This is a genomic window from Ilumatobacter sp., from assembly GCF_046290335.1.
Lineage (GTDB): Bacteria > Actinomycetota > Acidimicrobiia > Acidimicrobiales > Ilumatobacteraceae > Ilumatobacter_A.
Genome location: NZ_JBKAGH010000007.1, coordinates 1 through 15,946 on the forward strand (window position 1 = coordinate 1; position 15,946 = coordinate 15,946).

The 15,946-nt window shown below is 67.1% G+C and carries 8 protein-coding genes; 6 read left to right on the plus strand and 2 right to left on the minus strand.

All coding sequences use genetic code 11. The annotated features are described in order from the left end of the window. The first annotated feature begins 105 nt into the window (after nt 1-105). Nucleotides 106-990: an LLM class F420-dependent oxidoreductase gene (locus tag ACE37B_RS20770; RefSeq protein ID WP_409925259.1), complete on the plus strand. Its 885-nt coding sequence runs from the start codon at nt 106-108 to the stop codon at nt 988-990. A 19-nt stretch (nt 991-1,009) separates the two neighbouring features. Here ACE37B_RS20770 and ACE37B_RS20775 read toward each other — a convergent pair whose 3' ends face one another. Then, on the minus strand, nt 1,010-2,710 hold the full coding sequence (locus ACE37B_RS20775; RefSeq protein WP_409925260.1) for a M14 family metallopeptidase: 1,701 nt from the start codon (nt 2,708-2,710) through the stop codon (nt 1,010-1,012). 137 nt (nt 2,711-2,847) lie between these two features. Between ACE37B_RS20775 and ACE37B_RS20780 the strand changes: the two genes are divergently transcribed. Together ACE37B_RS20780 and ACE37B_RS20785 are read left to right on the plus strand one after the other, a co-directional pair. After that, entirely contained in the window at nt 2,848-3,420 is a 573-nt protein-coding gene (locus ACE37B_RS20780; RefSeq protein WP_409925261.1) for a universal stress protein, read from the plus strand. After that, nucleotides 3,417-4,433, plus strand: a complete 1,017-nt coding sequence (locus ACE37B_RS20785; protein ID WP_409925262.1) for a hypothetical protein — start codon at nt 3,417-3,419, stop codon at nt 4,431-4,433. The genes ACE37B_RS20780 and ACE37B_RS20785 overlap by 4 nt, the downstream gene beginning before the upstream one ends. Nucleotides 4,434-4,538: 105 nt before the next feature. On the opposite strand, the gene ACE37B_RS20790 is transcribed toward ACE37B_RS20785, so the two are convergent. Next, the gene (locus tag ACE37B_RS20790; RefSeq protein ID WP_409925263.1) at nt 4,539-5,795 is read right to left on the minus strand and encodes an acyl-CoA dehydrogenase family protein; all 1,257 of its coding nucleotides are present in this window, start codon (nt 5,793-5,795) and stop codon (nt 4,539-4,541) included. 187 nt (nt 5,796-5,982) lie between these two features. Between ACE37B_RS20790 and ACE37B_RS20795 the strand changes: the two genes are divergently transcribed. From ACE37B_RS20795 to ACE37B_RS20805, 3 genes are all read left to right on the plus strand, one after another. After that, entirely contained in the window at nt 5,983-7,914 is a 1,932-nt protein-coding gene (locus ACE37B_RS20795; RefSeq protein WP_409925264.1) for a hypothetical protein, read from the plus strand. Beyond that, nucleotides 7,812-14,588: a calcium-binding protein gene (locus ACE37B_RS20800; protein ID WP_409925265.1), complete on the plus strand. Its 6,777-nt coding sequence runs from the start codon at nt 7,812-7,814 to the stop codon at nt 14,586-14,588. The genes ACE37B_RS20795 and ACE37B_RS20800 overlap by 103 nt, the downstream gene beginning before the upstream one ends. A gap of 101 nt (nt 14,589-14,689) precedes the next feature. Next, nucleotides 14,690-15,913 carry an HNH endonuclease signature motif containing protein gene (locus tag ACE37B_RS20805; RefSeq protein WP_409925266.1) on the plus strand — a complete coding sequence of 408 codons (1,224 nt, stop codon included), beginning with the start codon at nt 14,690-14,692 and terminating at the stop codon, nt 15,911-15,913. Nucleotides 15,914-15,946: the final 33 nt, after the last annotated feature.

Sequence of the window (15,946 nt, forward strand, 5' to 3'; positions counted from 1 at the left end):
AAGGTGCAGGGTCAAGGTGCAGGGTCAAGGTGCAGGGTCAAGGTGCAGGGTCAAGTTGCAGGGCACGATGTTCTGCAAGAGCGCCTCGCGGGTTACCTTGCGGACATGCACGTCGGACTCGCCTTCGCCAACACCGGACCGTTCGCCGAACTGGACGGCCTCGTCTCGCTTGCCGCTGCCGCCGAAGGTGCCGGCATCGAATCGCTCTGGACCGTCGAGCACGTCATCTGGCCGAGTTCGTACGGGTCGGAGTATCCGTACTCGCCGACCGGCAAGATGCCCGGCGACAAGACCTCGCCGATCCCCGATCCGCTGATCTGGCTGTCGTTCGTCGCGGCGAACACCACCCGCCTGATCCTCGGCACGGGCATCGTCATCCTCCCCGAACGCAATCCACTCGTGTTCGCCAAGGAGGCCGCCACACTCGACCGCCTGTCTGGCGGGCGGCTGCGGCTCGGCATCGGTGTCGGCTGGTTGGAAGAGGAGTTCGACGCGCTCGGCGTTCCGTGGGCTCAGCGTGGCGCGCGGACCGACGAGTACGTCCACGCAATGCGGGCGTTGTGGGCCGGCGACGACGCCAGCTTCGACGGCGAGTTCGTGTCGTTCTCTGATGTCAGCTCCAACCCGAAGCCGGCGAACGGCTCGGTTCCCTTCGTCATCGGCGGACATTCGACGGCGGCGGCCAAGCGGGCGGGTCGGCTCGGCGACGGATTCTTCCCGGGCAAGGGATCGATCGCCGAATTGAGCGAGATGATCGACGTTGTTCGCCAGACCGCCGCCGATCACGACCGCGATGCGGCGGCCATCGAGATCACCGCTGCGCATCCGGGCCTGTTCGGCGACGATCCGGTCGGTGCCGCACAAGAACTGTCCGACATCGGGGTCTCCCGCACGATCATCCCGGCGTTCCTCCTCCTCGGCTCCGAAGGAGCGGAGGCGAAAGCGGCGCAACTCGCCGAGACGATCATCGGCCCGATCGCCGACGTCTGACCCAGGCACGTCTTGAACGTCAGGTCTCGAGCGTCACGTCTCGAGTCACGATGCCGCAACGCGGGTGCGTCGCGGTGACGGTGACCACCGCGCCCGGCGAGGCCCGTACGGTCCACCGAGCGAGGGCGCGGTTGGGAGTCCCGTCGTTGCCGTGTGAGAAGCGAGCAGCGGCGCGGCCGTCGAGCTGACCGAGTTGCTGGCGCGCCAGCGAACCCACCAACTCGATCGTGTCACCGGACAACTCGGCGACGAGCGGCGCCACGAGGCGCTCCTTGCGCGCGTGTGAGGAGATGTCGGTTGCGAGCCAACCGGTGTTGCAAATGCCGACGTCGAGGCTCCACAACCCCTCGCCCAGCGAGTCGACGGCGACATAGGTGATCTCGAGGTGCGGCGAACACATCGCCTGATGCACGGCGAAATCGGCATGCCCCTCGACCTCCTGTCGCAGCATCGACGGCGGCGGATTCGACCACGTCGTGAGCAGGTTCCACCCGCCGAGCTCGACCGGCCCGAGCGTCGGATGCTCGAACGGGTACCAGTCGACGTGCCCGTCGGGATGATGCTCGTCACACCAGTGCAGCACCGCCAGTGTCTGCTCCCTGGTCGGGCCCAGATACCAGAAGTCGGTTGCCTGCTTCGTGCCCGTTGCCGCGTCGACGATGTCCCAGAATTCCGTCGTCCAGGCGAACACGCCGAGGTGTTCATAGGCCCAGTCATCGGCAGCGCCGCTCATCGTCTCGTTCGGATCCCACGTGAAGTCCTCGAAGACCGAGTGTGCAGGGCAGCCGGTGAGTTCGGTGCCGCGTTCGGCGAGTCGGTTCCAGATCCACAGGTCGAGCGGTGCGAGTTTGGCATCGGGCCGCGTCGAGGACGGGCGCAGCAGGAGGCCGCCGCTCGTGTGGAACGCATTGGCACCGCAGATGTTGGGACGGGCGACGAACGCTCGCACGAGGGCGTCGATCTCGGGTTCGCTGAGCGGATGATCACCGCTCCCGGTCACCGAGGTACCCCACCCGGCCGGATAGTTGCGGTTGAGGTCGAGCCCCTCGGTCGCCGGTGGGGTCGGAATCGTGAACCCGTCATGGTCCACGACGCGGCCCTCGTCGAGCAGACGGTACGTCGCGACGCCGCGGGGCGCGCCGTCGGCGGGTACGGGAACCATGACCCGCTCGTCGTCGGGGTGCCCCATCCACGCACCGTGCGGGTCGGCGATGCGCATCTGCAGGATGCGGCCGTCAGCGTCGATGTCCTCGACGTGGAGTCCGGGCCAGTCGCGACCGTCGCGCCACGGCCATGGACGAGTGCTGGAGCGCCGGAACCGGGGGCGATCGGCGAGCGCCCACTCCGCACCGTCGGGATTGACCCGAGGCACCACGTAGAACGTGCGCGTCTGCAGTGCGCGGGTGATGCCGTCGTCGGTGCCGTATCCGTCGACGAGTCGACGGATCAGCGCGCAGGCCGCGACCGTGGCGGTGAGTTCGGTTGCGTGGATGCTGGCGTCGACCCAGTGCGCCGGCTTGGCGTGATGGCCGCCGGTGGCGGCGTCGGTGACGGTGACCAACCACAGGTCGCGACCTTCGTACGACGTTCCGTAGCAGTCGAGCGTGACGAGTTCCGGATGGTCGTCAGCGACTCGATGGAGCCAGGCGACGAGCTCGTCATAGCGAAGGAAACGATCGAAGATGTCGTCGGCGGCGGGGGCGACTGGCGAGGTGCTCACGTCACGAGTCTCGCGGTTCGTCACCGAAATCGCGCGTGAACCACTGGTGGATCGCAATAGCTATCATCTAATGTAGATACCACAAGGTGTTGCTCGCACATGAGTGACGCCGGTCAGAGGGAAAGTGAGTGACGGCCATGACTGCACTGCTCGCATCGACACCCGACACGGTCGATCTGCACGCCATCGCAGACGACCCAGTGCCCGATCCATCCGGCTGGCGCCGAGAACGAACGGTGGTCGTCGCCGTGAACGGCACGACCGAATCGATCGCTGCGCTGCGCTGGGCGGCGGCCACCGCCGACGACGCCAACCTGCACCTGTTGATCGTGACCGCCTTCTCGAGGGCACACGTGGGTGTCGACGCTCCGATCAGCTGCCACGATCTGCAGGTCGATGCCGAAGCATCGGCACGCGTCGCCGCACGGCGAGCCATCGATGCAGTGTTCAGCTCGACGTGGGGCGACCATCCCGATCGCCACGCCACGCGCCCGGTCAGGCACGTCGTCGACGTCGGCTCGATCGACACCGTGCTCGATCGCTACGGGACGGGCGCCGCGATGATCGTCATCGGCACACGACTCCGCCGCCGCTGGTGGCATCGCTTCCGCTCGTCGACCACCAACCGAGTGACCGGCTCGGCGACGTGCCCCGTCATCTCGATTCCGTCGACCGCTGCTCCGACCCCCCGAAAGGACGTCGCCGGATGAACCGTTCGCTCCTGAACCAGCTCCAACAGATGCGCAGCTACCCGAGCGTCACGATCCTGATGAACACGACCCGCGGGTCGGTGCTGGCCGACGAGGAGCTGACGAACGCCCGCAAGGCCGTAGCCGACGTCGACCGGCGTCTCGCCGGCGAGATCGACGATGTGGTGCTCGGCAATCTCGTCGACCGCCTCAACCGTCTCCTCGACCAGCGGAGTCGCACTCGCTCGGGCCGGGCGCTTGCGCTCTGTGTCTCGCGCGACATCGAGGTGGCCGTGCAACTCGGCGTGGAGGTCGACGAGCGCACGATCATCGACGAGACGTTCGCGACCCGCGACCTCGTGGCCGATCTGAACCGGACGGCGACATTCCGTCTGGTCACGGTCAGCGACACGATGACCAGGGTGCTGCTCGGCGATCGTCAGCGACTCGTGGAGCAGCGAGACGACGAGTGGCCGCTGGTGCGCGCCGACGACGTGAGCGACACCGTGTGGGCTCGCGAGATCACCGAGCGACTTCGCGAGCTCGACGCCGAACACCAACTGCCGGTCGTGGCGGCCGGGGTCAAGCGATCGATCTCGCGCCTGCTCGGCTCGGCCGAGATGGAGATGATCGGGGAGCTCCACGGCAACCACGATCGCTCCAACGCATCGACGTTGCACACGCTCGCGTGGCCCCTGGTGCTCGATTGGATCGCGACCGGCCAGCAGCGAGCGATCGAGCAACTCGATGCGGCCCGTTCGAGCCGACGCTTCGCGGCAGGCATCGACGAGATCTGGCCGCTCGCAAACGAGGGGCGCATCGATCTCCTCGTGATCGAGGAGGGGTACTCGCTGTCGGCCCGAATCGACGACAACGGCCATCTGCATCCGACCGACGACGAGCATCGCGACGTCACCGCCGACGTGGTGGACGAAGCGATCGAAGCGGTGGTCCAGAACGGTGGCCAGGCGATCCTCGTCGCCGACGACGCACTCTCCGCCGAGGGCCGCATCGCCGCCGCCCTCCGCTTCTGACCGCACCCCCAACACCTGGGGTCTGACCCTGGGTGATCAACACCTGGGGTCTGACCCTGGGTGATCAACACCTGGGGTCTGACCCTGGGTGTTGGGCGGGGCGGGTCAGCCTTTGGCGCGGCCGGTGTAGCCGAAGAGCTTGCCGGCGACCTTGCGGATCTGGATCTCGTCGGAGCCTTCGGTGATCCGGTAGCGACGATGATGCCGATAGATGTGCTCGAACGGCATCGCCCGGTTGTAGCCCTGGCCACCACAGGTCTGCATCGCCTGATCGGCGGCGTTGCAGCAGAACCGGTTGGCGCGGTAGTTGCACATCGCGACTTTGTCGGTGATCTCCATGTGGTCGTAGCCCTCGTCGAGCTGCCAGGCCGTCTTGTGGATCAGCGCGCGTAGCATCTCGGCTTCGGCGGCGAGGTCGGCGAGCGGGAACTGGATCGCCTGGTTGGTCGAGAGTCGCTTGCCGAACGTGGTCCGCTGGTTCGCGTAGTCGACTGCCATGTCGATGCAGTGGAGCCCGGCGCCCAATGACGACGCCGCCTGACGGATCCGGTTCTCGTGCACGAACAGCTGCGCCGTCTGGAGCCCGAGTCCTTCCTCGCCGAGGATGTCGTCGTTGCTGACCCGCACCTCGTCGAGCTTCACGTGAGCGTGATCGGTCGGCATGTTGAACGTCCACATGAACTCTTCGATACTGAATCCGGCGCTGTCGGTCGGCACGATGAAGCAGGTGATGCCACGGCCGTCGCCAGGCTCGCCGGACGTACGGGCGAAGATGTAGTCGTGGGTCGCGTGGTGGAGCCCGGTGTTCCAGTACTTCTCACCGCTGATGACCCATTCGTCGCCGTCGCGCACCGCGGTGGTCTCCATCCAGGTCGCGTCGGAGCCGTGGAGCGGCTCGGTCAACCCGAAACCGATGCGAGCGGTTCCTTCGAGCATCTTCGGGATCCACTCCGCCTGCTGTGCCGGAGAGCCGTACTTCTCCATCATCAAGACGGTGACGAGGTTGCCGACGATCGAGCTCTCGTTCTGCAGATCGTTGTGGAGGCCGAGCCCCTTGCGAGCGAGATGTTCGCGCACGATCGCCATCTCGAGGTTCGAGCCGTTCTTGCCGCCGAAGCGCTCCGGGAGTTGGTACCGGTAGAAGCCGGCCTCGTCGGCGGCGACGCGCATCCGTCGCAACAGCGCTTCCCACTCGGCGTTCGGAAGCCCGTCGCGGTCCCAATCGGTGCGCGAATCCTCTCGACGGTGATCGAAGAAGCGGATGTTGTCGTCCTCGTCTTCCATTGGCTTGATGGTCGACTCGATGAACGCGTCGAGGTCGTCGAGAAGCTGTTGCGTCGATGCAGGGATGGCGAAGTCCATGCATCGACCGTAGTGACCGGACAGAACGACGGCCGGATCGGAGCTACCACCGATCGTGGCCGCCGCACGGCGGTGCGCGCGTAGCGGCCGCCCAGGGAGCCTGTTGAGTAACGCGCTCTCGTCAATTCTCCGAGTTTGAGTAGCTTCGCGCTGGCAAGGACACTGCCACGAGGGTCAGGCTCGTTGCATGGAAGTCATTCCGGGAGGGATCCAGGCCGACCAGCACAGATGGGCACGTCGACGGCCCGGTGTCGGTCGTCCCAGTGCCGGGCGGCGCGGTGCCGGTCGGATGATCGGCGGTGCCGCCGCCGGGGGCCCCTCGGGCCCGGTGCGGAGCCGCCTCGGACGTGCGGGCGTCTTGTTCGGCGTGCTCGCGCTGCTGCTGGTCGGCTTGGTGATCGGTCTACTCGGTCTCCTCGGCCAACCCGCCGCCCGCGCCGCCACCGCGACCGTGGAGGCTCGCATCGCCGCCCCCGGTTCGCCCGGCATCGGATTCGCCGAACTCGACACGTCGTCGTTCTCGGCGGCCGAAACCCAGATCCTCGGGCTGCCGGACGGCACCGGCGTGGCCATCGGCTGGCCCGAGATCGACCCGACGAACGCGCTGAATGCGTTCGATCTGGGCACCGCCGACATGACGTCGTACCCCGGCACGCAGTCGATCACGTTCGAGGTGTCGGGCATCTCCTTCGGCGGCAACGAGGTCGACGCACTGGTCGTCGTCGACTGGGAGGCGGGTACGCCCGAGCCCTCGATCACGGTCGGGTTGGGTGGTCTCTTCGACCTGAGCACCTCCGACACCACCATGCTCCTCGGCGGCAGACTCGTGCTCGCCACGGGCCCCCAGGTCAACGCCACGCCCGAGGCTCAGGCGTTCTACCCCGACGTCGACAAGCTGCTCGTCGGTGTCACCTTCAGCGGTTCCGCCGACATCAGCGACCCACTCGGCGAGTTCCACGACGGCGGCAACGCGGCGGTCTCGGGTTCGATCGACACCAGCGTCGCCAAACTGCTCAACGACGGCACGATCGACACCAACACCAGCTTCTCGCTGAGCGCCTCGGTCGAAGCGAGCAGTCTGAAGCTGCCGTTCGGGCTCCCGTCGACCGCGTGGAGCTTCGCGATCGCCTACGACCAGCCGACCGACGCCGTCACGGTGGCCGGTTCGGCCGAGATCTCGCTCGACGACCCGGTGCTCGACGACGGCGAATTGACGTTCGAAGCTGCGGCGCAGATCACGGTCGGCGGCCCGAACGACGGCGACATCGCGTTCAGCGGTGCGTACTCCGGCGACACGCCCTGGGAGCCGTTCGGCCTCGGTGTCGGGGTGACCGGATTGAACCTCGACCTCGACATTCCCGGCTCGGGCAGCCCGACGATCACCGTGGGTGGCTCGCTCGTCGTTCAGGGCGTGTCGTTGGATCTCTCGGTGACCCTCGGTCAGACCGTCGCGGCGAGCCTCGATGTCGACGATGTCAGCCTCGGCAAGATCGCCGACATCGTGGCCAGCGGCACCGGCGCCACCCTCCCGACCCTGCCGACCGACGTCCGCAACGTTCGCATCGTCGACACGTCGATCTCGTTCGAGATCGACGACCAGAACACGCTGGCCGCCCGTCTGCAGTCGTCGACGGTCCTCCGGGTCGGGGGGCAGGACCGGGCGATCAGCTTCTTCGCGCAGTTCGACGATGCCGATGCGATCTTCGCGTTGGAATTGCCCGACGGACTCACCCTCGGCGACATCACCAGCTCCAACCTCGAGTCGACGTTCGCCTCGATCCCGATTCCGTCCGGATCGATCGTCATCAGCAAGAACACGCTGCAGCGCTCCGATCTCAGCGACGAGGCCGCCGACGCGCTCGCCCCGTCTACTGCGCCGACGACCTCGGGTGCGACTTCGAGGTCGCCTCCGGGATCGGCTTCACCGCGGGGATCCGGATCCCGTCGCTCGACGGTGTCCTCGAAGAACTGTGGCTCGCGCCCGGCTCGGAATTCCGCGTCACCGGTCAGATCCCGGTGTTCGGTGGCGGCGGACCGTTCTCGCTCGACATCGCACTGCCCACGATCGTCCCTCCCGCCAACAGCCCCGACGCCGAGTGGTTCAAGTCGGCGAACCTGAGCATGGCGATCGAGAAGGACGGCACCGACCTGTCGTTCAGCCTCGCGGGAGACCTCACGATCCAGTTCCCCGACGAACCGGCCCCGATCGAGTTCTTCGCCGAGGCGGAGCTGTCGATCTCGCCGACCGAGGTGTCGTTCACGCTCGCCGGCGGACTCAACGGGTGGGTCGAGCCGTTCGGTCTCGACTGGCTCTACCTGGAGAACGTCACCGTCGAGATCAAGGTGTTCACCGGCGTCCAGACGGGCGTGCAGCTGGGTGTGCGCGCCAAGGCTCGCTTCGGTGGCACCGACCAGGGCAACGGCACGATGGCGGGCGGCACCACGATCGACGCATCGATCGCGTTCGCCATCACCACGCCAGCGCCGACGCCGTGCAACTGCAAGCTCGACTTCGGCCTGCGACTCTTCGCCGACTCGCTGACGCGCGACGACATGGTGAAGTTCGCCAACCAGTTCGGAGCCGCCATCGACGGCGGCCAGCTGCCGGACTTCGCGGTCAAGAACGCCGAGTTCAGCTTCTCCACCATCGAATCCGATGCACTCTGCTTGCAGCGTGGTCTGATCATCGGCGGTGACCTCCACCTCGGCCCCGGCTCCTCGACGATCTCGGTCACCGACCCGGACCGCGATCTCGCCGCCTGCGGTGTCGAGTCGACCAGCGAGACCGACGGCGCCGAGCGGTGTTCGAACGACAGCACGTGCTTCGTCCACCTTCGTCTCGAGGTCAGCGAAGACGGCATCGTCGCCGAGGCCGCGCTCGGCGATTTCGAGATCGACCCGATCACCGTCGAGGACGCGTCCGTCGCACTCACGTTGACGAGTACCGAGCAGTCGTTCCGGATCGGGGGCGCGATCGCGATCGACGGCTTCCTGTCCGTCGAGGGCGAGGTCGCACTCAGCACCGACGGCTTCTCGTTCTTCATCACGACCGAGGATGCCGACGGCGACGAGAGTTGGTCGATCGCCGCGTCGGCCGGCATCGAGAACGGTCGACCGACCGCGTTCTCCCTCCAGGTGAGCGTGAAGAGCGAGTTCTTCGCCGACTTCTCCGAGGGTCTGACCGGCTTCGTCGCCGGCGCCGCCGACTTCTTCACCGGCGGCAATGCCAACCTCGATGTCATCCGGGTCCGGTGCTTCACGTTCGGGATCCAGATCGGTGGCGTCAACCCCGACGGCATCGACACCAACGGAGCGATCAACGGCGCGATCCGGTGGACGGCCACACCGAACCAGGGCGGAGCGACCCGAGCGTTCCAGTATGAGCTCGCCTGGGATTTCGACGAGTCGGTCGCGAGCAACCTCTCGGCGTTCACGAGCAGCTCGCCCGAGCCCGACACGGTCGGCTGCGGCGAACCGCCCGTCGGCACCGTCTTCGGCACCTCCAACGGCCTCGGCGATCCCGGCGGGCTGAACAACCAGAACGTCAACACCCAGGCCTTCATCGCCGCAAGCCAGAGCGGCATTCCCGGGGCGTGGAGCTGGGAACTGCTCACCGGCCAGCTGGTCGACGACCCCGGGGTGGTCGCCGTCCGCAACGGCGAAACCGTGCAGCTCGCTGCGGCGTTCCTGGCCGAGGAGCAGGCGAGCTACCAGGTCGTGTTCCGAGTGCCCGGTCGGTCCACCCCGATCGTCCGCAACGTCGGCACGGTCACCGACGGTGAGATCGGCTACGCACAGTTCACCTACACCGGGTCGCTTCCCGCTGATTCCGACTGGATCCAGGGCGTCGCATCGGCGACGATCCGCGTGACCGGAACCACCGAACCGCTCGTCGTCCAGACATTGCCGTTCAGCCTCTACCGCGACGGCGTCACCGACATCGAACTGTTCGCACCCGACACGAAGGTCGAAGGGACTGCGCTCAGGTTCGAGACGGCGTTCCAGCTCCCGCCGGCACCACTCGACATCACGTGGCGCTACGAGGTCACGGGCGTCCCGATCGACGTGTTCTCCGGCGCACTCGACCCGTTCGTGGCGCAGCCCGAACCGGTGGAGGTCAACAGCGCCTTTCCCGCCGAGTGGCAGCGCCGGCTCAACACCTCGCTGGTCCGCAACACGGCGGGCGAGCTGATCGAGCAGCCGTTGGTCATCTTCGAAAACGACGGCATCGCGTCGATCACCGTGATCGTGGAGACCGCCGCTGGAACCGAGCTGGGTCGGGCGACCCGCACCGTCGCGATCGTCGACCGGCTGCCAGAACCCCGCTCGATCCGTTTCGACTCCGACTCGGCCGCCGATGACATCACCCTCGACGCGCTCACCGACGAGTGGTCCGACACCTCGGTGTTCGTCACCACCGATCTCTCGATCGAGGTGGACTTCTCGTGGGTCGACAACCCAGCCGACGGACCGTGGACGTTCACGACCTTCACGCCCGATGGCGCAACCACGAGCACGACGATCCCCACCAGCGGCGTCTCGGGCTTCTTCCGTGTCGACGACGTCGTCCACACCCTGACCGACGTCCCGGTCGGACTCATCGACTTCTCGGCGGTCGTCCTCGACAAGAACGGGGAGACGTCGCGTTCATACGAACGACAGATTCTCGTCGTCCCACCGAACGACTCCGTCGCGAACGCGACGCCGATCAGTGGCATCACGACGGTGTCGGGTACGACCGCGCGCGCCACACACGGTGGTGCCGTGGAGGAGACCACGGGCGGCTTCGACCAGTGCATGGTCTGGTACCGGTGGACACCGCCGGCACCCGGCACGTACCTCGCCGAGGTCGAGGGCACCACGGCCGCCGACGGTTCGCCGCAGTTCCCCGAGGTGATGGAACGCGTGTCGAAGGACTCCGAGCTCGGCCAGTTCGGTCTCGAGATCACCGCGCCGAACACGTCGCCGATCGACCTCGGCGTCTATGTGCGCAATTCCTGCGACCTCGCCACCGGTGCGATCGACCTCACGAAGGTCGGACCGTTCGAGCTGTCGCTCCGCCGGACCCCGCCGATCCAAGACGATCACCCCGGTTTCTTCGTGAGGGTCGACAGCCCGCCGGTGACGACGAGTTCGGTGTTCGCCACGGCCGAGCCGGGCGAACCGAACTTCTCGGCCAGCCAACCGGCGCGCAAGACGACGTGGTTCCGAGTCAACCTCGACCCGTTCGGCATCCAGTTCGACGAGTACGACCCGTTCATGAACGCCGGTCGTCTCCGCATCACGACGGAGGGCAGCGACTTCGACACGCTGATGTCCGTGTACGTCGGGCCCGGACTCGCGCCGTTGAACGAGCTCTCGCTCGTCGCACGCAACGACGACGAGAACCCGCCACTCCGCTACAGCGCCGTGGAGTTCGAACTCCATGACCACATCATCCCGGGCACCGAGTTCCCGCAGGAATTGATCGTGCAGGTCGACGGGTTCGGCGGCGCGTCGGGCAACATCGTCCTCTCCGCCGAGTTCATCCCACCGGTCAACGACACCCCCGAGACGGCACTGCCGATCGCCCCGGGCGGCGGCACCAACCCGTCGATCACGGTCGGACACGCACTGCGCGAAACAGACGGCGACGGTGTCTGGTACCGGTACGAGGCGCAGGACGATGCGCTCATCGACTTCGACGACGCATCCGGACAGTTCGCGGTGTACGCCGCACGCGATGATCGGGCGGCGGGCGCCTCCAGCCCCGACCTCACATCGATGGGCTTCTCCCCGATCCAGACGTTCGCCGGCGAGACGTACTACTTCCAGGTCGACGACTTCGATGGAAAGGGCGACCGATTCGAGCTCGAAGTGCGACGGGCGACCGTCGACAACGACATGCGCGCAAACGCCACGCCGACGTTCGGCGGCACGATCACGACCACGAACGTGGGGGCCTCCCTCGAGGCCGGCGAACCCCTGCACGCCGACGTCCCGGTCGGCTCGTCGGTCTGGTTCGAGTTCACGGGCGTCAACTTCTCCCACGAGAACTTGCCGTACCTCGCCACGCCGTGGACGATCACGACGACCAACACGACGTTCGACACGGTGCTGGCCGTCTACCGCGACGACGGTGCTGGCGGTCTGATCGAGGTCGCCCGCAACGACGACTTCGGTGGCACGCTCGACAGCCAGGTGCGCTTCGACGTCGGGAGCGGCCGACCGAAGTTCCTCGTTGCGCTCAGCGGCTACGCCGGCGCCGAGGGCTTCGCTGAGCTCCACTTCCAGCAGCAGTTCAGCAATGATCTCCGCATCGATCGAGAGGTGTTCGTCGGTGGGTGGGCGGAGTCGAGCGCCAACTTCTCCTCCGGCAACTACCCGACCGGCAAGGAACCGGGCGAACCCGACCCCTCATGCGCATTCGGCGCCGACCCGATCCAGTATTCCGCCTGGTGGTCGTGGACCGCCCCGACGAGCGGGCCGGTCGACATCGACACGCGCCACTCCGACAACCTCGACACGCAGTTCGCGATCTACACCGAGACGGACGGCGTGCTCACCGAAGTCGGCTGCAACGAGGACATCGGCGAGCCAGTGTTCAGGTTCGAGTCCCACCTCCGCTTCGAGCCGACAGCGGGCACGGAGTACTTCATCCAGCTCGACACCTTCGAGGGCGAGTCCGGGTCGGCGAGGATCGTGCTGTCACCGGCCGGCGACTACGAGGAGAACGCCACGCCGCTGATCGGCGCGACCGACTACAGCATCCTGAGCAACGAATTCGCCACCAACCGCGACGGCGAGTTGTTCAACTTCCCAGGCACGGAGACCAGACCGAGTTGCCTGGAGTTCAGCGAGGTGGCTCGTCAGGGCCTCTGGTGGCGTTGGGTCGCACCGAGCGACGGATCCTTCACGTTCAACACGATCGGCTCGACCGCCGACACGATCATGTCCGTCTACGCCGATCCGGCGACGCTGGGTGGCGAGACCTGCCAGGACGACGCACCCGGCGACCCCTTCGACGGCGCGGCCTCGATCGACGTCACGGCGTCGGAGGGCCAGCCGTTCCTCATCCAGGTCGACACCATCGACGGCCCCGGCGACATCCACATCGCCATCAACCCGTCGGGCGCAACCCTGTGCAAGGGCGTCGCGGTCACGGTCGATATCGGTGCCGGCGAGTCCCCGACGGAGGGCGACGACGTCATCCTCGGCACCTCCGGCGACGACGTCATCGACGCGCTCGGCGGCGACGACATCATCTGCGCCGGTGCGGGCCGCGACCACGTCATCGGCGGGCCCGGTGACGACATCATCTTCGGTGAGGGCGACGACGATCAGCTCTTCGGCGACGCCGACGACGACACCGTGCACGGCGGTGCCGGCGGTGCCGACCTCTGCCACCTCGGCACCGGTGACGACACCGAAGGCGACGGGTGCGAGACCATCGTCGACGGCCAAGACTGCAGCACGCTCGGCGCACTCTGCAACCCCGACGACGACAACGACGGTGTCCTCGACATCGACGACAACTGCCCGAGCATCGCCAACCCGAACCAGGCCGATGCCAACGGCGACGGCGTCGGCGACGCATGCACCCCGCCCACCACGACCCCGCCGACCACGACCCCGCCGACGACGGGGCCGCCGACCCCGATCACCGTGCCGAATCAGTCGGACGAGGGCACCTTCGTGTCGTTGACGCCCGGCCGGCTCGTCGACACTCGCGAGAGCGGCGAGACCGTCGACGGACGCTTCCAGGGTGACGGTCCGATCGCATCGGGCGAGACCTACGAGGTCACGATCGCCGGACGCGGAGGCGTCGACCCCGACGCCACGTCTGCGGTGCTGAACCTCACGACGATCCGACCCGAGCAGCGCGGCTTCCTCACCATCCATCCGTGTGGGGAACGTCCGCTCGCCGCGAGCCTCAACTATGGGCCGAACCAGATCACCAACAACGAGATCATCGCCCGCCTGTCGGCGTCGGGCACCATCTGCATCTATGCCGAGAAGACGACCGGGCTCGTCGTCGACGTCGTGTCGTTCACCACCCCGATCGCCGGATATCGGCCACTCACACCGGCGCGACTGGCCGATGGACGCGCCACCGGCGAGACGGTCGACGGGCGCTTCCAGGGTGACGGCCCGATCGCATCGGGCGAGACCTACGAGGTGACGATCGCCGGGCGAGGTGGCGTCGACCCCGACGCCACCGCCGCGGCGCTGAACCTCACGACCGTCGGGCCGATCGGCCGCGGCTTCCTCACCATCCATCCCTGTGGGGAACAGCCGTTGGCTGCGGGGATCAACTACGAGCTCGGACAGATCGCGAACAACGAGATCATCGCCAAGCTGTCACCTGCGGGCTCGATCTGCATCTTCGCTCAGACCACGACCCAGCTGGTGATCGACGTCGTCGGCGACGTGCCCGACAACGCCGGATACGACGCGCTGTCGCCGGCCCGCCTGCTCGACACCCGAGCAACCGGCGACACGATCGACGACCGGTTCCAGGGCGAAGGTGCGATCGTCGGCGGCACGACGCTGGAGCTCGACATCGCCGGCCGAGGTGGCGTGCCCTCCGATGCGACGACCGCGGTGCTCAACCTCACCACGGTCGCACCGAGCGGTCGCGGGTTCCTGACCGTCCATCCGTGCGGTGACCTGCCGACCGCGGCGAGCCTGAACTACGGCGCCGGCGAGATCGCCAACAACGAGATCATCGCCACGCTCTCCGACGCCGGCACCATCTGCATCTTCGCCCAGACCACCACGCACCTGGTCATCGACGCCGTTGGCGCCACCTGACGATCATCACCGTCTCGTGTCGAACGCCAGTTCTTCCAGAGAGCAGCTGGCCAGGTATTGGAGCGACAACTCTGTCACACCCCTGTGCGCAGAATGGGCGCATGGATTCGAGCGGAGTGATCGAGCGGGTGGAGCGGCTGTGCGCCACACGACTGTTGATCCCCGCGGCTGCAGCGACCGTCGTCGACCTCCAGGATCGACTCGGCGACGTACGTGATCTACGAGCCTGGCTCGACCGCACCGAAGCCGACATCGTGCGAGCGCTCCGCCCCGCCGTGTCGTTCCCCGAAGCGTCGATCGCCGAACAATCACGCGGATCGCTCAACGGCGCCACCAAGACCATCGAACGCGCCGACACACTCGACGCCGCCCCATCGCTCGCCGACGCACTCGACGACGCAGCGATCACCGCCGGGCACGTCGACGCACTCACCCGCGCCACGAAAGGACTCGACGCCGAGCAACGAACAGCACTGATCGACGTCGCCGACACCCTCGCCGACATCGCCGCGCACTCGACCATCGAACAGTTCCAGCGCCGACTCGGCCTCGAACGCAAACGACTCCTCGCGAACGACGGCATCGACCGACTCGAGCAGCAGCGTCGCAACACGTCGATGCGCACCTGGGTCGACGACGACGGCATGTGGAACGTGCGCGGCCGATTCGACCCGGTCACCGGCATCCGACTCGCCTCGATACTCGACACGGCCATCGAGACGCTGTTCGCCGAGACCGTCCCTGAATGCTGCCCACCCGACGCGCGAGCGAAGCAGGATTTCCTCCGCGCCCACGCTTTCGCCCGCCTCATCTCAGCCAGCGGCGTCGGGGTTGGACCGCGCCGACCCGAGTACGTCGTCGTCATCGACGCCGACGCGCCACACCAACCGGGGCCCGTCGCGCACCACTCCATCCCCGTCGAACTCCCACCATCGGTTCTGGCCTCGCTGTCGAGCGATGCCGACGTGCACGGCATCGTGATCCGCAACGGCATCGTCCTCCACGCACCCGGACGCATCGACCTGGGCCGCAGCACACGCCTCGCCAACGCGGCCCAGCGCCGGGCACTTCGTGCGCTCTACACCACGTGCGCCATCCCGGGCTGCTCCACCCACTTCGACCGCTGCAAGATCCACCACATCATCTGGTGGGAACACGGCGGACCGACCGATCTCGACAACCTTCTACCGCTGTGCACGCGACACCACAGCAATGTCCACCACGACGAGTGGACATTGACCCTCGGCGCCCACCGCGGACTCACGCTCCGATTGCCCGACGGCACCATCCGCTCGACCGGCCCACCAAGAGTCACCGCAGCCTGACCCGACGCGATGATGACGGCGATGAGCGAGATC